Annotated in this window: 12 protein-coding genes; 4 read left to right on the forward strand and 8 right to left on the reverse strand. The window is 49.4% G+C overall.

The features are described 5' to 3' along the window. Together ACYVJQ_RS10050 and thpR are read right to left on the reverse strand one after the other, a co-directional pair. Entirely contained in the window at positions 1-1,503 is a 1,503-nt protein-coding gene (locus tag ACYVJQ_RS10050; protein ID WP_460892941.1) for a sensor histidine kinase, read from the reverse strand. A 786-nt stretch (positions 1,504-2,289) separates the two neighbouring features. Further along, complete coding sequence (gene thpR / locus ACYVJQ_RS10055; RefSeq protein WP_460892942.1) at positions 2,290-2,841, reverse strand: RNA 2',3'-cyclic phosphodiesterase; 552 nt, start codon at positions 2,839-2,841, stop codon at positions 2,290-2,292. Between the two features lie 313 nt (positions 2,842-3,154). Here thpR and ACYVJQ_RS10060 point away from each other — a divergent pair, with 313 nt between their 5' ends. Then, positions 3,155-3,847: a sigma-70 RNA polymerase sigma factor region 4 domain-containing protein gene (locus ACYVJQ_RS10060; RefSeq protein WP_460892943.1), complete on the forward strand. Its 693-nt coding sequence runs from the start codon at positions 3,155-3,157 to the stop codon at positions 3,845-3,847. Then, positions 3,847-4,629 (forward strand): DUF3307 domain-containing protein, encoded by a 783-nt coding sequence (locus ACYVJQ_RS10065; RefSeq protein WP_460892944.1) that lies wholly within the window; start codon positions 3,847-3,849, stop codon positions 4,627-4,629. The genes ACYVJQ_RS10060 and ACYVJQ_RS10065 overlap by 1 nt, the downstream gene beginning before the upstream one ends. Before the next feature lie 96 nt (positions 4,630-4,725). Here the strand turns inward: ACYVJQ_RS10065 and ACYVJQ_RS10070 are convergent, their stop codons facing one another. Further along, complete coding sequence (locus ACYVJQ_RS10070; protein WP_460892945.1) at positions 4,726-5,427, reverse strand: MgtC/SapB family protein; 702 nt, start codon at positions 5,425-5,427, stop codon at positions 4,726-4,728. 250 nt (positions 5,428-5,677) lie between these two features. On the opposite strand from ACYVJQ_RS10070, the gene ACYVJQ_RS10075 reads away from it, so the two are divergent. Continuing rightward, positions 5,678-5,935, forward strand: coding sequence for a TFIIB-type zinc ribbon-containing protein (locus tag ACYVJQ_RS10075; protein ID WP_460892946.1), 258 nt, complete (start codon positions 5,678-5,680; stop codon positions 5,933-5,935). A 255-nt stretch (positions 5,936-6,190) separates the two neighbouring features. On the opposite strand, the gene ACYVJQ_RS10080 is transcribed toward ACYVJQ_RS10075, so the two are convergent. The 5 genes from ACYVJQ_RS10080 to ACYVJQ_RS10100 form a co-directional block, all read right to left on the reverse strand. Beyond that, complete coding sequence (locus ACYVJQ_RS10080) at positions 6,191-6,724, reverse strand: DUF2911 domain-containing protein (protein WP_460892947.1); 534 nt, start codon at positions 6,722-6,724, stop codon at positions 6,191-6,193. Positions 6,725-6,808: 84 nt separating this feature from the next. Next, positions 6,809-11,041, reverse strand: a complete 4,233-nt coding sequence (gene treY / locus ACYVJQ_RS10085; protein WP_460892948.1) for a malto-oligosyltrehalose synthase — start codon at positions 11,039-11,041, stop codon at positions 6,809-6,811. A 310-nt stretch (positions 11,042-11,351) separates the two neighbouring features. Beyond that, positions 11,352-13,202 carry a malto-oligosyltrehalose trehalohydrolase gene (gene treZ / locus ACYVJQ_RS10090; RefSeq protein WP_460892949.1) on the reverse strand — a complete coding sequence of 617 codons (1,851 nt, stop codon included), beginning with the start codon at positions 13,200-13,202 and terminating at the stop codon, positions 11,352-11,354. After that, positions 13,192-15,345 carry a glycogen debranching protein GlgX gene (gene glgX / locus ACYVJQ_RS10095; RefSeq protein WP_460892950.1) on the reverse strand — a complete coding sequence of 718 codons (2,154 nt, stop codon included), beginning with the start codon at positions 15,343-15,345 and terminating at the stop codon, positions 13,192-13,194. The genes treZ and glgX overlap by 11 nt, the downstream gene beginning before the upstream one ends. A 730-nt stretch (positions 15,346-16,075) precedes the next feature. Then, the gene (locus tag ACYVJQ_RS10100) at positions 16,076-17,725 is read right to left on the reverse strand and encodes an NADP-dependent glyceraldehyde-3-phosphate dehydrogenase (RefSeq protein ID WP_460892951.1); all 1,650 of its coding nucleotides are present in this window, start codon (positions 17,723-17,725) and stop codon (positions 16,076-16,078) included. Between the two features lie 849 nt (positions 17,726-18,574). Between ACYVJQ_RS10100 and ACYVJQ_RS10105 the strand changes: the two genes are divergently transcribed. Continuing rightward, positions 18,575-19,861, forward strand: a complete 1,287-nt coding sequence (locus ACYVJQ_RS10105) for a citrate synthase (RefSeq protein ID WP_460892952.1) — start codon at positions 18,575-18,577, stop codon at positions 19,859-19,861. Positions 19,862-19,937: the final 76 nt, after the last annotated feature.

Raw genomic sequence — 19,937 nt, forward strand, 5'->3', positions numbered from 1 at the left:
TTACAACTGCAGCGTTAAATGCACAAAGTATTCTTCCTGTGTTTCCCTGATTATCAATTCATGTTTACCGGGGTATAACAGGGCCAAGCGCTGCTTAACGTTTACCAACCCAATACCTGACTGGTCCTTCTCCGGGTCATGGTTGGTTTTGGAATGGGCGCTGTTGTAGACATCAAAATACAACTTATTTTGTTCACAGTGCAGGCTTATTTTGATCCAGGACCGGTTCTTTAAACTTATGCCATGCTTGAAGGCATTCTCCACGAACGGAATAAGCAACATGGGGGCAATGAACTTGTCCTCTATCACGTCTTCTATGGTAGTCTGGATCTGGATGTCTGGCGAGGTAGAGATACGGAGCATCTGCAGGTCTATGTAGTTGCGCATATATTCCACCTCGCGGGAGAGCAGAATTTTCTGTTGCAGGTTTTCATGTAGCATAAAGCGCATCATGTCGCCCAGCATTTGTATGCCCTGTGCGGTGCGGTCGCTGTTTTCCTGTAGGGCAGTGCCATACAGGGTGTTCAAGGCATTAAACAAAAAGTGCGGGTTGATCTGGGACCTCAGGAAATCCAGGTTGGCGTTAGAGGTGCCCAGTTCCTGCTGAAGCACCGCTACTTCCTCCTTGCCCAGCATATACCGCTTATAGAGTGCCCACGTAAGAGGCAGCGTGACAAACAACTGGAATATAGAGTTGATTAGGCTATAGCCAAAGGCAGACTCATCATTGAGAAAGACAGCAGCAACAAAGGCCACTGGCATAAAGGCCAGCGCCCACAGAAGCAGGCTTTTGGCTGCGTATGACAGGAATGGCCTTTTGCCCGGTAAGGATTTTGGGATCAGGAAGTAGAAAGAGTAGCAGTAGTACAAAATGGCCAGCGGAAAGGAAATGCCCCAGGCTACAATTACTTCTCCGTCTGCCCCGGCCAGAAACAACAGAAACATGCTTACCAGATACACCACAAAAGCAGACTGTACATCACGGGTTAAGAACCTGAACCTGGTTTGTATAAGTGCTGAGTGGGTAAGCAGGAAGGTGCTTACATACTTGATGAGGGTGTAAAAGCCGAAGAGCGCGAATAGAGAAAAGGCGTGATGAAAGCTTTCCAGAAAGATGACTTCATACGCGTCTTCCTCGGTTCTGTACTGGCCAAAGCGGTAGGCCTGCAGGTAGGTGTTGGTAATGCTGAAAAGGAACCCTAAAAACAGGAAGGCCAATAGCAGCAATAATATGTTTTTAGCTACCTTCTCTTTGGCTACCAACTTTGGGACGACGATGAAGTTCAAAGCCAGCACCGTCAAAAATGTACCTATGAACTGACAGAGTTGCGGCGTAAAGAAATTGCGGTAATAAAAGAAGCGTATTCCTTCCTCCTGGAAGTCCTCCATATACGGTACTTCTGGCCCGGTAATGAGAAAAAGCACCGCAAAGGCAAAAATGGTAATGGTCGCCCAGAATTCTATTTTGCTTTGGAAAGTAGGCGTTGGAAGAAGACTTTTCATCAGACATGTTTATTTGTAGGCAATGATACCGGAATGCCTTTTGGAGTTAAAATAAATGTGATGAAAGGGGTTTAAAAAGGGATGAAATTATGGTTGTGTATTCCGTTGCTTCTGTCGGTTGTGTTTCACCAACGACTGGGACTGCCTTTTAATTGAAATAGCTTGTGCACGCATATCCGCCTGTTGCTGGCGTGGTGCCTTCTGTCGCCTTAAGCCCTTATGCTTGGTTGTTTCATGGTTTCTCTCCGAGCGCTCCCGGCCGCGGGGCCCCGTCTTTCCCCCTCGCACTGCCCTTGCGGCCGGGTTGTAGTCTGTCCTTAGCTAGAGTCTTTCTATGGCCACAAGCGAGGCGCTCGAAGTAAAGACTGGAACTGAGGGAATGTGTGGTAGACGCAGAATAGAGTTAGAGATTGTTGGCGTTTTAGGCACGTTTTCCCAAAAACAGGCTCAAAACGGAATTTCGCTTACTAATAGTAGCACCTCCTACTAAGCGCAGACTCTCCCCTTGAGGATTGCCCAAACGAGAGTTTGAGGCAGCGAGCGAAGCTCTTAAGAGGGGTGTTTACACCAGCAGACATTTCCCTGGTTCAAGTTTCCAACTTGGACCCACCATTCGGGAAGTTTATAACTTCCGTGAGGCCTGGCCTCACCCCACGCATTCCGTCCCCCTTTGAAGGGGGGTTGGGGGATGACGCACGCATTTCCGGCTCAGGTATTAACGCTGCTATTTCAAGCCCGTTTTCACTAAAACTGCCCTAAAACAGCCTTACAAACTTGAGCCCCCTCTTACTTACCTCCCAATGGAAACTCCTCCAGCACAGAATAAACTGGGTGCGGAGAGCCTAGGGTAGATTTCCAGAGGGCCAGGGTGTGCACTGGGTATAAGACTTCGGTGGCAGGGGCAATGATGGGTAAATGACGGGGCACGGTTCCCTCCTTCCTGAAGCGGGCAACCGTCACGTGCGGAATGGACTTCTCTTGCTTGAGCGGGTTGGGCGAAAGTACCTGGGTCAGTTCCTGGCTGAGGTGCGTGAATGCGGCATTTGGCCGGAAGCGTGCCCAGATCAAGCGGGGCAATCGGGCGTTGGGGCCGGGTTCCAACTGCTCCAGTTCCAAGGTGAAAGACGTGTGCTTTTGGGCCACCTGCCGCATAATTTCTCCAATGCCCGGCTCTTGTTGGACCGGTACATTTCCAATAAAATAAAGGGTGAGGTGCAGGTTTTGCAATGGGATCTGCCTGATGGCGGCATCTGTGTATTCCTGACGGGCTTCATCCAGATAAACCTTCAGGGCTTCGGGTAGCGGGGCGGCCACAAATAATCGGACATTCTCTAGCATAGGGAGTAAGGCTTACCCTTCTTACGGAAAAAATAAGAACTGTGTGATAGTATCAACCTGGTACTAGTAAATAATACAAGAGCGCTTTTATCCAGACGCCTCCCCTTTTGATTTCGCTTTCCTTTTACTCTTATCAATAGTCGTCTTGCTGTTTGGGCCTTTGCCTTCTATGGTTAATTTATGAACATGCTTGTTTCCCTAAGCAGAACATTCTATTATTATAGGTTCATAACCCTATATAAGCATTTTATAGGTTAAACAACTTATAATTGACTTATATAGAATTATGAACTTATGACCTAACATCTATCCCATGATAGCAGTTTTAACAGGTGATATCATAGATTCCACCTTGCTAAGTGATTCAGAACGGGCCAGGTTGAACCAAGCCATGAACGAGGGCTTAACAACTTTGGTAGGCAAAGAACATTATGAGATTTTTAGAGGCGATAGTTTCCAGATTTTGTTGGATAACCCCTCAGTGGCCCTAAAAACCGCCATTCAGGTACGGTGCCTGCTCCGGAAAAGCTTGATCTCAGATCAATTGCACCAGACCTCCACCGGTAAGAAAGCGTCAAAGGCAAACCCGCTCCAGTATTCCTATAAAAGAGAGGTGGTTGACGCGCGTATTTCTATTGGCTTAGGAAAGACAGGCTATAAAGGACCCAACATCAAAACCTCAGACGGTGAGGCATTTCAACTATCAGGGAGGGCGCTGGATAACCTGAAGAGCAAAGGACCGCGGTTAGTAGTGGTCACGCCCCATGAAGAGTTCAACGCATACATGGAGGTCATTTGCTCCTTGCTGGATGTATTCCTTAATAACTGGTCTGTGCAGCAAGCCGAAGTGATTTATGAACTGCTGGAAGGCAAGAAGCAACAGGAAATAGCAGATATGCTTCACATTACCCAGGCTTCCGTAAGCCAACGCATCACGTCTGCCCATTGGCAGGAAGTAGAGAAAGCAGTGGCCTTGTTTCAGGAAAAAACCAAAAACCTAGCGTAATGGCCGGCTTTACCCAACCAGAAATCCTATTATTGCTTAAGTTGGTGCTGGCGCATTGCCTGTCAGATTTTGCGCTGCAGCCTACCTCCTGGGTAGAAGACCGGGCCCGCCGGAAGTATAAATCCTCAAAACTGTACTACCACATTGGTCTTACCGGCGCGGTGACAGCCTTATTAACCCAGAATTGGCAATTAACCGTCTGGGTTATGGTCACGCACCTGCTCATAGACCTCTGGAAAGCCTATCAAAGACGCACCACCCTCTATTTCCTCCTAGACCAGGCACTTCACTTTTTGATGCTGGGCATAGGTTGGCTCTTCATGGTGGATGGGCGTCTGGCACCTGCGGTGGTACTCATGGACTTCCGTTTCATGGTCTACCTAACCGGGTTCTACATTGCTACCTTCCCCCTGAGCATTGTCATAAAAGTACTTACCGCCAAATGGGGAGCCGAAAATCACAGACCGCCCCACCTACCCAGAAACCCAGAAGAAGGTGCAGGCCTTCCTACCCCTCAGTCCGCTGGGCCGGAAGATAGCCGCTGGAATGAGTTGAAAGAGGCTGGCCGCTGGATTGGCATTATTGAACGGGTACTCATCATTACTTTTGTTCTCCTCAACCAGTATGAAGCCATTGGATTTCTGATTGCCGCCAAAACCATTATCCGGTTTAAAGAGACCGACCAACGCAAATCTGAGTACTTCCTGTTCGGGACATTGCTGAGCATCAGCCTTTCCATTTTTATGGCCTTAGGCATGAAGATGGTCCTAGGCCTGAAGTAACCAGGGAAAACGAAAAGGCCTCGCCGCGCTTCTGAAGGATTTTATCAAGAAGCGCGGCGAGGCCTTTTAAAAAGAAGCCGTTAACGCGGATAGTTATTAAAAGTCCTGCCCCAGCGAGATCTCGCTCACGTTTTTAAGTTCATTGAGGTCTTTGTATAACTCCTTTACGCTGACAGATTCCGGGAAATATACATACAACAGAATTTTGGAGTTCTGTTTGTTGGTGGATTGCACCACGTTGATGTTTTTGGTGACAATCTCATATTTCTCCAGAATAGCAAACACCTTACTGGTCTCCAGCTTCGCCGATTTGAAATTGATTTTCAAGGTTTTAAGGGCTCCTCCTTTAAAGATTTTCTTACCCACTTTATCAAGGGTAGACAACACAAAAAGCAAAAGCAGGGTCACAAAAATGGCGGCTTCATACATGCCCGTGCCAATGGCCAGGCCCACCGCGGCCACAGCCCAAATAGTAGCAGCCGTAGTTAACCCGTGGGTATTCACGCCCAACTTATAAATAGCCCCAGCCCCCAGAAAACCAATCCCTGAAACTACCTGCGCCGCAATTCTGCCAGGGTCTGCATTTCTATAATGAGAGAAAGTCTGCGGAATGTAAATAGAGATGAGCATAAGCAGGCAAGACCCCACACAGATAATAATAAGTGTTCTTAAGCCAGCCGTATGTCGGTTGCGCTCCCTTTCCCACCCTAACAGTCCGCCCAGCAGAATACTGAGCAAAATACGCGCGACAATGGCAGGAAGGGAAAGCTCTGTAGTATATAAAAATGAAAAATCCATAACAAGGCCAATGAATGAAGATAGGCATGAGGATTCCATCCCCAAACTTTAAAGATAGCCTTAATAAGATAATTGCCCAAAAAGAAAGCTTCGCCCCAGGTCACCCAGTTGTAGTAGGCACATCTTATACTAAACCCTATAAAGCCGCGTTCCCTAGGCAGAAGTTACCTTGAACGCCAAGGCACAATCTTCTTTAACCGCGGAAAGCGTTTTCCGCTTCAATTTTCCCTCACCTAACCCTCTTCCTCCCATGAAATGCCCCTCTTGCCAAGAAACCCTGTTAATGAGCGATAAAAACGGAATTGAAATAGATTACTGCCCTAAATGCCGGGGAATTTGGCTGGACCGCGGGGAACTGGAGAAAATCATTGACCGCTCCGGAGACCACTACTCCAAAAAAGAGAACTATGACTCAGATTACAAACGGTATGGATACGGCGAACATGGCAAAGACCAACACCACCCGTACAAAAAGAAGAAATCATTCCTGAGCGAACTGTTTGATTAACCCAACCCCAACCAAAAATCCCTGGCCTACTCTGTAAGCCAGGGATTTTTGGTTTAATACTGACCCAACAGAAACAACATCAATAACCAGGAAAAGGCTTAAGGAAGGGAATTCCCATCCTTTCTTCTATTGGTAATACCTGCGCAAAAACTACCAGGAAACCTATAAATTGAAAGTGGCTGTTTTAAGCCTGCTTTTTCAAAAACAGGCTTAAAACAGCCACTCCAGGGTGGTGACCCTACCAGCACTTGTTTCTTATTTGATAGCAATGGGCACTTCCAGATTCTCCCAAAGCAGGGAGAGCCCTTTAGGCGTTATTTCATACACCAGGCTTTCATACATCTTGGCAGATTTCTTAGGTGTTACTGTCACCGTAAGCACGTTATTGGCGGGATCAAAGTTGGCGCCCTGGCGGGTTACTCCCCACTGGCCAGTCTGCGAATTAAAGATGATTTGCCAATCCTTTTCACTAGGCACGGCAAACAGGCTGTATTTACCGGCTTTCAAGGTCTTGCCCTGTACCTTAATGTCTTTGTCGGTGGTGAAGGTGGTGGCTTCATTGGCCCCCATACGCCAGGCCTTGTTATAAGGCACCAACTCTCCCCAAATGGTACGGCCTCTTACAGACGGGCTGCTGTAGGCAACGGTGATGGTGGCCGCCCCTACTTTGCCCGAAGCCGTAGCAGCCGGACTCGCTTTTGGTTTAGCTGCATCCTGCGCAAACACTGAAGCAGTCATGGCGAACAAGAACAAGAACGTGAATAGGAAATTTTTCTTTGGTGAGTTCATAGTGAAGATGGTTAGGTGATACTCCTAAAGTACAGTTTTTTATAGTTTAATGAAAGATTAAAGCAAGAAAGCTTTTTGTTGAGCCTAGTTACGGTTATACAACCACGTCCACTCTTTCAACTGTTCTTCCGTCTTTTTGTTTATCTGCCCGGGCAATAAACGCCAGCCCCAGTTCCCTTCGGCTTGACCAGGCGTATTCATGCGACCTTGTTCATCTATGCCCAACACATCTTGCAAGGGCAGTATAGCCGTCTTCGCCACGGAAGCATAGGCCAGGCGGGCCATAACCCACCAAATATCGTCTTCGCCCAGCTCACGGCCAACGTAGTGCTCAATCTGCTGGTGGTGTTCCTTTCCTTCCTGCCGGTACCAGCCCAGCGTGGTATTATTGTCATGGGTGCCGGTGTAGGCAATGAAGTTACGGGCGTAGTTGTGGGGCATGTAGGCGTTTTGCGGCATCTCATCGCCCCAGGCAAATTGCAGGATCTTCATGCCCGGCAGGTTAAAATCATCGCGCAACTTCAAGACCTGATCATTGATCTCGCCCAGGTCCTCAGCAATAAAAGGAAGGCTGCCCAGCTCTTTTTCTACAAAGGCAAAGAACTCCGCCCCGGGGCCCGTTCTCCATTCGCCTTTCTTGGCGGTGGTTTCCCCGGCAGGTACCTCCCAGTAATCAGCGAAAGCCCGGAAGTGGTCTAACCTAACCAGGTCATAGAGCTCTATGTTCTTGCGCAGCCGCCCAATCCACCAACTGTAATCCTGGGCTTTGAGCGCCTCCCAGTTAAAAACCGGCATGCCCCAAAGCTGACCGTCTTCAGAGAAATCATCGGGGGGCACACCCGCTACGCCGGTCATCTGGCCGTCTTCATTCACCGCGAAAATTTCCCGGTTGGCCCACACGTCTACGCTGTCATAACTTATATAAAAAGGTATATCCCCGAACATCTGGATTCCACGGTTGTTGCAGTAAGTACGTAAGCGCTTCCATTGTTTGTTGAAGATGAACTGCACCCATTTGATTTTCTCCAGCGCGTCTGCGTTCTCCTGCGCCACCTGTTCAAGCGCTGTCTGGTCTCTTTGCTTGAGCTCCTGGGGCCATTGAAACCAGGCGCCTCCCCCCTGCTGTTCTTTTAGTACCACATATAGGGCAAAGTCATTCAACCAACTTGCTTCTACCCCCACATACTCTGTGAATTGCTGTTCCAGCGTAGGGAATTCACCTGACTTAAACGTCTGCCAGGCCTTCTCCAGCAAAGCCTCTTTTACGCGCAGGGCCTCTACATAATCAACGTTACCGGTTTGCGGTAAATGATACTGTTCCAATTCTTCTTCGGGCAGCAAGCCTTCCTTGGCCAATACCACCGGACTGATGAGCAAGGGGTTACCGGCCCGACTGGAGATAGAACTGTATGGCGAGTAGCCTTGGCCCGCCTCAATAGGGTTAAGCGGTAGCAATTGCCAGTATTTCTGGTTACTGGCCTGCAAGAAATCTGCGAATTTGCGGGCCTCGGGGCCCATGTCCCCAATCCCGAACGCCGAAGGCAACGAGGTGATGTGCAACAGAATTCCCGCGCCGCGCTCGTTCTGCGCCTGAAGTTTGAGCAGGGCCAGCGGGAAACTCCCGAACAGGTCGGCTACTTTAAGTTCATGCGCGTAATTTCCCGTGCTCCGGAGCAAGGCGTCTTGCCAGTCTTTGGGGGCGGCTTCAGGTATGATGACTTTGGTGTCTTTCCAGTCAATGTCCTGCACACTTCCCACGCCTTGTTTTTTGGCCAGGGCGGCCAGGTGCAACGGCACGGCCACAACGTACCAGGTGTGCAGGTGCTTCCGCACGAAGGCCAGCACGTGCTCCTTGCATTCGCCTTCCACTTCCAGGGGTAAATACTCGCCTTTGGCGAAAAGATCAGCGTTGTTTTTGCGTTCCGTGAAGAGCGAGCGGGTGAGCCAGAGTTTGATTCGGGCATCCTGCCGGTTTTCCCAGAGATTCTCCCAAAGGGCGTCCTGTTTATTTAGGTCATAGTCATTGAGCTCTTCCAGCCAGGCATGCCGCTTTTCATAATCCACTGGCCGACGGTTGTCTGGGTCTACCAGGCTCAAATCCCAGAGTTCGGTGCCCTGGTATACATCGGGTACGCCCGGGGCGGTGAATTTCAGGAGCACCTGGCTTAGGGCGTTGACCATGCCAAAGTCCAGCGTTTTAGCCCTGAATTTCTCAAAACTGCTCCAGAACGGCCGGTTTTTATCCAGCAATTTCACGGCGAAGGCTTTGGTAGCTTCTTCATAGCCCTCATGAGGCGTGGTCCAGTTGGAGTTGACTTTGGCCTCGCGGAGGGCCTTTTGCAAATACTCCTGCACCCGGTTCTCAAAGTCATCTTCGTCTTGACCCGGCATAGGAAACGCGCCCAGCAAGGTCTGGTAAATGAGGTATTCGTCGTTAGGGCTGGGAGCGTTGTTTTGTTTCAGGTCCTGATTTAGCTGGCGCCATTCCTGGACGGCGGCAGCCCATTCCTGGGGTAGCTCGGTGAGAACGTTGAGGTGGGCCCGCACGTCTTCGCCGCGTTTGGTGTCATGCGTAGAGGTGCCGTTCATGGCCAGAGGCCATTTCTGTTGTCTGTCCTGCATGGCCTGGTGGAACTCCTGGGCACTCATCCCGAAGGCTTCCGGGGCATCGCCTACCTCATTGTGTCCAATAAACCGGTTGTAGGTGTACATAAGCGTATCTTCCACCCCTTTGGCCATAAGCGGACCGGTGAACTGCATGAGGCGCTGGTAGAAATAGAGAGCCCGGTCCTGGTAAGTATCGTCTTCCCCTTCAGGCGCGGCAGCCAGAACAGCCTTTTCTAAAAGCTCCACTGCTCCTTCCAGCTCTGGGGTATTGTTTCTAATCTTATCAAAAATCTGTTGCAACGCCTCTGCTTCGGCACCGTCCAGCGGCATCTGGTTCCCATAATACCGGTAGACCGGGCATTGCACCAGGAACGCAGCAATAGCGGCTTTAAGGGTTTCTGGACCTACCACCGCCAGCATTTCTTCCTCTACCAAACGTTGCTTCAAAAACAGTTGATAGAGATTTTCCAGCTCGCCGCCCATATGCTGCTGCAGAATGAGGGTTTTCTTTTCCTGGATCTGTTCCCGCACCTCGGCGCCCTCGCCCACCAATTGTTGATAGAGTTGGTTAAATTCTTTCTCGGCGGGTTTATAGGTAAAGAGGTTATTGACCAAGGCCAGGAAATCATACCCGCTACTGCCCTCAATGGGCCAATGCTCTGGCAACTCCTCCCCGGGCTCCAGGATTTTTTCAACCACCAGATAGGCCTCTTCTCCGGTGAGCGTGCGCAATTGTTGCAGGTATCCGGCAGGGTCATACAAGCCGTCTACGTGGTCTACGCGCAGCCCCTGAAACACGCCTTCTTCCTGTAGTTGCTTAATGTATTGGTGGTAGGTGGAGAAGACCTCCGGATCTTGGATGTTCAGACAGATAAGTCCGTTCACGGTAAAGAACCGCCGGAAATTAATCTGGTAGTCGGTTTCCTGCCAATGACAGAGTTGGTACACCTGTTCCTGGGCAAGCTGAAGCAACCGCTCTTTTTGGGAATTCACTTCCTCTAAAACTGCTTCTACGGCCTTCTTTCCCTCGCCCTCTTTCATCAGGGAGGTCAACTGTTGCCTGAATTCGTCCCACTGCAACGCAAAGGCCTGTGGTTCTTCCTGATGATGCACCTGGTTCAGTTGTTTTAACATCAATGAAACCGGCTGGTTGTCTGGAGCCACCTCTTGCAGCAGGGTTTGATAACTCTTTGGACACAACGGATAGGCACTATCATAGTAGGTTAGCACCAGGCGTTGTTGCGTCTCATGGAAGGCCACCTTTACCTCACCATTCTGTACCGCTTCTTCCAATTTCGTCCCTAAGAAAGGAACCATGACACGCCCGTTGTACAGGTTGCTGGTCCAGGCGATGTCAAAGAATTTATAGTATTGGCTTACCGGTCCTTTCTCCAGCACGTCCATCAGCCAGGGGTTATTGGGATGGAAGGCCATGTGGTTGGGTACAATGTCTTGCAGCCAGCCAATCCCGTTTTCCTTTAAATTCCCGCTCAGGGTTCTCAATTCTTCTTCGGTGCCAATTTCTGGGTTTATTTGGTGCGGGTTAACCCCGTCATACCCGTGCGTGCTACCCGGGGTGGCTTCAAAAATAGGCGAGGCATAAATGGTGCTTACCCCCAGTTTCTGCAGATAAGGGATGATGCGTTCAAAGTCCTGGAAAGTGAAATGCTGGTGAAACTGTAAGCGGTAGGTGCTAACGGGATTATACATTTTATAAGGGAGGGTATAGTTAAAGAGAGGAAGGCTTCACGCTCTCTTAGCATCTTTAAAACATGAATTGAATTTTGCGTTTTAAGCCCGTTTTACGGAAAACAGGTCAAAAGCAGTTATATAGAGGCGTAAAAAACTGGAAGTAATTTTTGGCCTTTACCCTCTCTATTATTTGAACAGAAAAGACTTAGGAATAGAAAGCCCAAAACCCAAGGAGATAAAAATACAACCGGCTGTTTTAAGCCCGTTTTTCAAAAAACAGGCTTAAAACAGCCAGCCAGGAAAAGTCTATGATACACAGCGCTTTAAACTAGGAAGCTGGTGCCTGATACACTAAAAGACTTTCCGGATGTAGGGTAACTTTTGCCCCACCTGCCACTAACGCTTCAGCGGCCTGCTTTCCTCCCCATTCTGGGGACGCGGAATCCAGAACTAACTGCCATTCCTTGGCTCCAAGGGGAAGGAGGAGCGTTTGCTGGTCTGGAGAAAAATTCATGAGGCAAACCACTTGATTGTCTTCGTGCCAACGCCGGAGCACCAGCGTTTTATGCGCCTCGTTTTCCTCTACAGACACCTGTTCCCTATTTAAATGCTTTAAGGCTGGCAGTTCACGGCGCAGGCGCAGGAGCGTTTGGTAATACCTCAACATGGTTTGGTGCGGCTCCTGGTCCAGCAATTCCCATTGCAGTTTGGACTGTTGGAAGGTTTTCTCCGACATGGGATCCGGGGCTTCGCCCTGGGCATGGAAGGCGGCAAACTCTTCTTTGCGGCCTTTGCGCACCGCCTCTGCCAAGCCTGGGTCTGTATGGCTCACAAAATACTGGAACGGGTTAGCCTCACTGTACTCTTCGCCCATCCAAAGCATAGGTAGGAACGGACTGAAAATAACCGCCGCCGCTGCCAGCTTCTGCATCTCAAAGTTTACCAGATGGCCCAGGCGTTCGCCCAACATGCGGTTGCCCACCTGGTCATGGTTCTGATTGAAGACAATAAACTGCTGGCCTGGGTTGTGCTCTGCCTTTATCCCGAAACACTTTTTACGGTGCGGGGAATATTGCCCGTCATAGACGTAAGCATCTCGGTAGGCCTTGGCCAAATCACAGATACCGGTGAAGTCGGCATAATAACCGGTATTCTCGCCTGTCATGGTCACCCTGAGCGCATGGTGGAATTCATCTACCCACTGGGCATCCATTCCATAGCCTTGTTCCTGCAGCTGGTTAATAAAGCGGGTATCATTCAGGTCCAGTTCCACTATCATGTGGTGGGTGCGGCCGGTGCTTTCCATCAGGTGGTTTACCTGCTCCTTCATTTCCCTTAGAATGTGTACCGGGCTGAAGTCTTTGATGGCATGGACGGCGTCTAACCTAACGGCATCAATATGGAAATCCCGGAACCACATGAGCAGGTTTTCTATAAAGTACCGCCGCACGTCATCGCTCCAGGCATCATCAAAGTTGAGGGCCGGACCCCAGGGCGTGCTGTATTTGTCAGTGAAGTAATGCCCGTAAACGCCCAGGTAATTTCCCTCGGGGCCCAGGTGGTTGTAGACCACGTCCAGCACTACGGCCAGCCCTTTCTGGTGGCACACGTTCACCAGGTGCTGCAGCCCTTTGGGCCCGCCGTAAGAATCTTGCACGGCAAACGGGAACACACCGTCATAGCCCCAGTTGCGCTTACCGGGGAATTGCGCCACCGGCATGATCTCAATGGCCGTTACCCCTAAGTCCAACAGGTAATCCAGCTTTTTTTCCAGGCCGGCAAAGGTGCCTTCTGGGGTAAAGGTGCCTACGTGCAGTTCATATAGCACATAGTCTTTTAAAGGCAGGTTCTGCCAGGCGTCATCGTCCCACTGGAACTTCCTTACATCTATTGCCTGCGACGGACCATGCACCCCCACTGGCTGAGACCGCGAAGCTGGGTCTGGGTATTCCTGGTCTTCGTCTATCCGGAAGGTATAGGTATCATAGGGTTTAACCTGGTCTGTCACCTCGTGCCAATACCCCAATTCGCCTTTACGCAAGGGAATAGTGGTGTTGCCGTCATTGAGCATCAATTCCACCTGGTTGGCTTTGGGGGCCCACACCAAAACCTCCGCCTGGCCCCCAGAAGAAAAGCCGATCCCTAAAGGGCGTTTAGAAAAGTCAGTGTTACTCATCATGATTCATTTGAGCGCCGTGAACAAGATTCTTCAACACCAACACAGATCTACCTTCCACGTGAAAGGACTCACCGGCGGCATACGTGGTACTTTGGTCCCCTACCAGATTCCGGAAAGTATCTACCACCACTATCCATTGGGCGCCATATTTCTCTGGGGGCATCTGGAAAATAAGCGAGTCATGATAGGCATTGAAGATCACGTAAAACGAATCATCAATGATTACTTCGCCTTTAGGGCCCAGGGTATGCACGCCGCGGCCGTTCAGGTAAATGGCCAGTGATTTGGCATGGTCTTCGTCCCAGTGCTCTTCAGACATTTCTATGCCATTGGGCAAAAACCAGGCAATGTCTTCTAACCCTAACCCTTTAATAGGCCTCCCCTGGAACCAGCGCCGCCGCCTGAATACCGGGTGATTCTTGCGCAGATGGATCAGGTTTTTGCTGAACTCCATCAGGTCTTTGTCGGCCCCGGCCCAATTCACCCAAGAGATTTCATTGTCCTGGCAATAGGCGTTGTTGTTTCCTTGCTGGGTTCGGCTCATTTCATCACCGGCCACCAGCATGGGTACGCCTTGCGACAGAAAAAGCGTCACCAGGAAATTGCGTTTTTGCCGATTGCGTAAGTCTATGATCCACTGGTCCTCAGTGGGGCCCTCCGCCCCGCAGTTCCAGGAACGGTTGTGGTCATCGCCGTCATTATTGTCCTCGCCGTTGGCCAGGTTGTGCTTCTCATTATATGACACCAGGTCATGCAAGGTGAAGCCGTCATGGGCGGTTATAAAGTTAATGCTGGCCGTGGGCCGACGATAATCATCCATGTACAGGTCTGAGGAACCGGTGAACCGGTTGGCAAACTCCGCCAGCATGCTTTCCTCGCCGCGCCAGAAATCACGCATGCAGTCACGGTACTTGCCATTCCACTCGCTCCAGCCCGGAGGAAAATTTCCTACCTGGTAACCGCCGTCACCCACGTCCCAGGGCTCCGCGATCAGTTTGACCTGAGAGATTACAGGGTCTTGATAGATGATGTCAAAGAAGGCACTGAGGCGGTCCACGTCATGCAATTCCCGGGCCAGCGCAGAGGCCAGGTCAAACCGGAAACCGTCTACGTGCATCTCCAGAATCCAGTACCGGAGGCTGTCCATGATCAGGCGCAACACACTGGGCATATTGGCATGTAAAGTATTGCCGGTGCCGGTATAGTCCATGTAGTAGCGCTTGTCTTCTTCCATGAGCCGGTAATAAGAGGCGTTGTCTATGCCTTTAAAAGATAGCGTGGGTCCTTTCTCGTTGCCCTCGCCGGTATGGTTGTACACCACGTCCAGGATCACCTCAATGCCGGCCTTATGAAGCTCCTTCACCATTTCCTTGAACTCCTTCACCTGCTCTCCTAGCACCCCCGAACTGGAGTACCGCACGTCTGGGGCGAAGAACCCAATGGTGTTATAACCCCAGTAATTGGTTAGGCCTTTGTCTTGCAGCGTCCAGTCATTGATAAAGTGATGCACGGGCAACAACTCAATGGCCGTTACGCCCAAATCCTTTAAATATTGAATGGTGACCGGGTGCCCAATGGCCGCATATTTCCCTCTTATCTCCTCCGGGATTTCCGGGTGCAGCTGGGTAAAGCCTTTTACATGTGCCTCATAGATAATGGATTTGTAATAGGGAATCTTAGGGGCTTTGTCGCCTTCCCAGTCAAAGTGCGGGTCTATCACCACAGATTTAGGAATATAGGGCGCGCTATCCTGGGTATTGAAACTTAGGTCTTGCTCCGGATCATCAAAATTGTACGCATACAGCGAATCATGCCAATTCACCGTCCCTGAAATAGCTTTGGCGTAGGGGTCGATCAATAATTTGTGATGGTTAAACCGATGACCTTCTTTTGGTTCAAACGGACCATGTACCCTAAACCCGTACAGTTGCCCGGGCTTCAGTTCAGGAATGTAGGCGTGCCAGACCTCATAAGACCGTTCCCGCATTTTAATTAGGCTGGACTCCTGCGGTGCGTCCTGGGAATCAAAAAGGCACAGGTCCACGCCCGTGGCGTTTTGGGCGTATAAGGCGAAATTCACGCCATTGCCGTCCCAGGTGGCCCCTAAGGGAAAAGGACTTCCCGGATACGAAATAATGCTCATAGTATTGTTGTGTGGTATAGAAGGAGGCTTCAGGAAAAGGCTAGTCTTTTTCCTCGCGTACCGTGTACGCAATTTTACCGGGGAGGGCTATGGGAGAAGGAGGAGATTATGGAAAAAATATAGAAAAGAAAGGTTATTAGAAGGTCTTTTGCTTTTGAGAAGGCGTTTGCACTTTCTATCCAATGGATGTTACTTGTGCACGCCTTTCCGCCTGTTGCTGGCGTATTGTCAGTTGTCGCCTTAAGTCCTTATGCTTTCTTGTTTCATCTCTTCCCTCCGAGCGCTCACGGCCGCGGGGCCCCGTCTTTCCCCCTAGCACTGCCCTTGCGGCCGGGTTGCAGTTCTCCCTTAGTGAAGCCACTGCAGGGCCACAAGCGAGGCGCTCGAAGTAAAGACTGGAAGGGAGGGAATGCGTGGTGGGTATTTGTTGGAAAGCATTTTAGGCACGTTTTTCCAAAAACAGGCTCAAAACGTACTACTGCCCACTATACCCAGCACCACTTACTAAATGCAGACTCCCCCCTTGAGGGGGGCGACGGGGGTGTTTACACCAGAGTATCATCTTACCTGGTTCAAGTTTTCAACTTGGACCCACCATTTGGGAAGTTTCCAACTTCCCTGCCCGTTTTTCCTAAAACAGGCCAAAACACCTTTTCCTTCCTTTACATACTTACAAAAAAAGCCGGTGCAACCAAAGGCGCACCGGCTTTTAACACAACATTCCTTACTACTAGAAGATAAACTTAGTACTCAGGAAATTGGAGTTCCCGTCACTGACAATCTGGTTAAAGAGTTGCTTGTTGTTCTCATTGAACTTGGTTGCCACCAAAGACCTGATGGAGAACGCCCGAAGGGCATCTACCACAGATAAAGTCCCTTCGGCGCTGTCTTTGCGGCCCGTGAAAGGGAACACGTCTGGCCCGCGCTGGCATTGGCAATTGATGTTCACGCGGCTCACCTGGTTGACCAATGGGTCTATTAAAAGGGAGATTTCCTCATGGTCCTGGCTGAAGATGCTTACTTGCTGGCCGTGGGTAGAGTCAATCAGATATTGGATGGGTTCTTCCAGGTCATCAAAAGGAACCACAGGAATAACCGGCCCAAACTGCTCCTCGCGGTACAGTTTCATCTCTGAGGTAACTGGGTATACAATGGCTGGGTAAACAAACGACTCAAAGGAGGTTCCTCCCCCTTCATTTACCACGCTGGCGCCGTATTGGATGGCATCATCAATGCACTCCTTGAGGTAGGCGGGCTTGTGGGGTTCTGGCAAAGGTGTTAGGGCCACGCCTTTTTCCCAGGGCATGCCATATTTGAGTTTGCCCACGGCTTCAGTGAGTTGCTCTAAGAAGGCCTCCACTTTGCTGCGGTGCACAAAAATCACCTTTAGGGCCGTGCAACGCTGGCCATTGAAAGACAAGGCACCCAAAACCGTTTCCTCCACAGACAGTTTCAGGTCGGCGTTTTGGGTAATGATGGCGGCGTTCTTGGCGTCCAGTCCCAGAATGGCGCGCAGGCGGTTCACTTTGGGGTGCAGTTTCTTCAGTTCGTCGGCAACCTTGCTGGAGCCAATGAGGGTAAGCACGTTAATTTTGCCAGATTGCATGAGGGCCGGCACAATGGCATGACCTCTACCATAAATGGTATTCACCACACCCTCGGGGAAACTGTCTCTAAACGCCTCCAGTAATGGGTAGAACAACAGGGTACCATGCTTGGGTGGCTTGAAGAGGATGGTATTGCCCATGATCAGGGCCGGGATCAAGGTGGTGAAGGTCTCGTTCAACGGGTAATTGAAGGGACCCATGCACAACACCACCCCTAGCGGCGAACGGCGCACCTGCGCAATAATACCCTGTTCAATCTCAAATTTGGAAGACTGCCGATCAATGTTCTTGAGGGCGTCAATAGTAGCATAAATGTATTCAACGGTGCGGTCAAACTCTTTCACTGAATCTGCGAACGATTTCCCTATCTCCCACATAATCAGTTTCACCACAGTGTCTTTCTGCGCGATCATCTTGCGGGTGAAATTCTCCACGCATTTAATGCGAGCATCTACGCCCATGGTAGGCCAGGCGCCTCTACCGTTATTATAGGCCTCAGTGGCTGCCTCCAATGCCTCCAGGGCTTCCTTCTCGGTACAGACCGGGTAAGAGCCTATGAGCTTTCGTTGGAAGGAACCATCGGCTTGGCTCAACGCCACTGGAGAGTAGACGGAGTGGTTCGCCCCTTCCCAAACTTTCATAAATCCGTTGGAAAGGTATTCTTTCTGGTGGAGTTCCTGTGCCAAGGAATACTCTGCTGGAACCTGGTCTTCTGAGACAAATATTGCCTTCAGGGCCTCTTGCGTGACCGTTTTTGTTTCTTTTACTTCCATAGGTGATAGCTACTTATTAAATCATATTTTAAGCTGGAATAACCGCTTGCCTTCAAAGCGTTAGCGAGGTAGTAGCGCGTACTTTACTATAATTAACATAGTAGTATTGCGGCGGTAATTTATGCCAAAAAAATCTTAATAGCCTAATATTGTTAAGCATTTTTCAAGATTTTACTACTTATTTATTATTTTTAATAATATAAACTAATAATTGTTAGCAATAATAAAACAAGAATCTCCAAGGGAAATGGGTCTAAAACCTATACTCTCCTTTAAGGTTAAATAGGTTAAGGAAGTAAAACCTTTTGTAAATATGGGAGAGTTGGACAGTTGTTGATTCTCACCTATCACGTTAAAACACCTAATAGCATAAATGGACAAATTCAGGTTTTTAGCTCCCTCCCATTTTTTACAGTCCAAGCAAAATCCTCCAAGTCATTCTGGTTTATTCTCCAAAAATTAGGAGAAGATGATATAGAAACGGCGCTTGTCTGGTACGTCAATTATTAAGAAAGTACCGCCAAACAGGGGTCTTTAAAACAATACTTCTAACAATCCAGTAGAAAATAGGGCCTAAATGCGAAAAGAATGAAAAGCCCATAAAAAAAATATATTTGCCAACCTTTAACTGTTTATACGGTTTTCTTATTGGATTTTCACTGTTTGAGCGTAGAAACTACAATTTTCTTTTACCTATATCTTCATTTCTATAGATTACGCTTTTAACCGTATACTTTAGGAAACTTCTAATTATAAGTTGAAGGAGTTGGCGCTTTTCATTTTCATGGTCTTTTGGCTAACTTCGCCGCGAGGCGTCACAACCTAACTAACCACACCTAAATAAGTAGTATGTCTGAATTTGCTGAACTAATTCTGGAGGGCAAATCGTACCAGTTCCCAATTGTAACGGGCACTGAGAACGAGAAAGCCATTGATATTAATGCTCTACGCGCGCAAACCGGTTACATTACCCTTGATTCCGGCTACAAGAATACTGGTGCCACTGAAAGTGCCATCACGTTTCTGGACGGCGAAGAAGGTATCTTAAGGTACCGCGGATACCCTATTGAGCAATTAGCCGAAAAATCCAGCTTTATTGAGGTGGCTTATCTTTTAATCTACGGCAAATTACCCTCCCAGACAGAACTAGACAGCTTCGCCAACCAGATCAAGGTTCACACCCTGGTGAACGAAGACATGCGCAAGATTTTGGATGGTTTCCCATACACCGCGCACCCAATGGGTATTTTGTCGGCGCTGGTAAGCTCCCTTACCGCCTTCTACCCAGAGTCTTTGAACCCTAACCAGACCAAAGAGGAAGTAGACCTTTCTATTATCAGGTTAATGGCCAAGCTTTCTACCATTGCTGCCTGGTCTTACAAAAACTCGGTAGGTCACCCGGTGAACTACCCTAAAAACAAGCTGGACTATTGCTCTAACTTCCTGCACATGATGTTCGCGTTCCCCACTGAGGAATACGAACTGAACCCTGTAGTAGTAGATGCCCTGAATAAATTGCTGATCCTGCACGCTGACCACGAGCAAAACTGCTCTACTTCAACCGTGCGTCTGGTAGGTTCAGCTAATGCCAGCCTTTACTCTTCAGTATCTGCCGGTATCAGTGCCCTTTGGGGGCCGTTGCACGGTGGTGCCAACCAAGCGGTGATTGAAATGCTGGAAGCCATCAAAGCCGACGGCGGAGATTCCAAGAAATACATTGAGAAGGCAAAAGACAAAAACGATCCGTTCCGTCTGATGGGCTTCGGGCACCGTGTGTACAAGAACTTTGACCCACGCGCTACCATCATCAAGAAAACCGCCGATGAGGTCTTAACCGCCCTGGGTATCAATGATCCTATCCTGAACATTGCCATGGAACTGGAGGCCGCCGCCTTGACAGATCCTTACTTTGTGGAGCGTAAACTCTACCCTAACGTAGACTTCTACTCTGGTATCATCTACCGCGCCATTGGTATCCCTACTGAGATGTTCACGGTGATGTTTGCCTTAGGCCGTCTGCCAGGCTGGATTGCCCAGTGGAAAGAGATGCGCGAGGCGAAGGAGCCAATTGGTCGTCCGCGCCAAATCTATACCGGTGCCACTGAGCGGAACTATACTGCCATTAACGAGCGGTAAGATTCACCCTATTATGAGAAACAGAAAAGTCCGGCCTAGGTGCCGGACTTTTCTGTTTTAGGCCTGTTTTCTGAAA

This window comes from Rufibacter soli (genome assembly GCF_054781795.1).

Bases quoted from the DNA above. Each gene is read 5' to 3' on its own strand.
- ACYVJQ_RS10050 (WP_460892941.1), bottom strand. From the start codon at position 1,503: ATGAAAAGTCTTCTTCCAACGCCTACTTTCCAAAGCAAAATAGAATTC.
- thpR (WP_460892942.1), bottom strand. From the start codon at position 2,841: ATGCTAGAGAATGTCCGATTATTTGTGGCCGCCCCGCTACCCGAAGCC.
- ACYVJQ_RS10060 (WP_460892943.1), top strand. From the start codon at position 3,155: ATGATAGCAGTTTTAACAGGTGATATCATAGATTCCACCTTGCTAAGT.
- ACYVJQ_RS10065 (WP_460892944.1), top strand. From the start codon at position 3,847: ATGGCCGGCTTTACCCAACCAGAAATCCTATTATTGCTTAAGTTGGTG.
- ACYVJQ_RS10070 (WP_460892945.1), bottom strand. From the start codon at position 5,427: ATGGATTTTTCATTTTTATATACTACAGAGCTTTCCCTTCCTGCCATT.
- ACYVJQ_RS10075 (WP_460892946.1), top strand. From the start codon at position 5,678: ATGAAATGCCCCTCTTGCCAAGAAACCCTGTTAATGAGCGATAAAAAC.
- ACYVJQ_RS10080 (WP_460892947.1), bottom strand. From the start codon at position 6,724: ATGAACTCACCAAAGAAAAATTTCCTATTCACGTTCTTGTTCTTGTTC.
- treY (WP_460892948.1), bottom strand. From the start codon at position 11,041: ATGTATAATCCCGTTAGCACCTACCGCTTACAGTTTCACCAGCATTTC.
- treZ (WP_460892949.1), bottom strand. From the start codon at position 13,202: ATGATGAGTAACACTGACTTTTCTAAACGCCCTTTAGGGATCGGCTTT.
- glgX (WP_460892950.1), bottom strand. From the start codon at position 15,345: ATGAGCATTATTTCGTATCCGGGAAGTCCTTTTCCCTTAGGGGCCACC.
- ACYVJQ_RS10100 (WP_460892951.1), bottom strand. From the start codon at position 17,725: ATGGAAGTAAAAGAAACAAAAACGGTCACGCAAGAGGCCCTGAAGGCA.
- ACYVJQ_RS10105 (WP_460892952.1), top strand. From the start codon at position 18,575: ATGTCTGAATTTGCTGAACTAATTCTGGAGGGCAAATCGTACCAGTTC.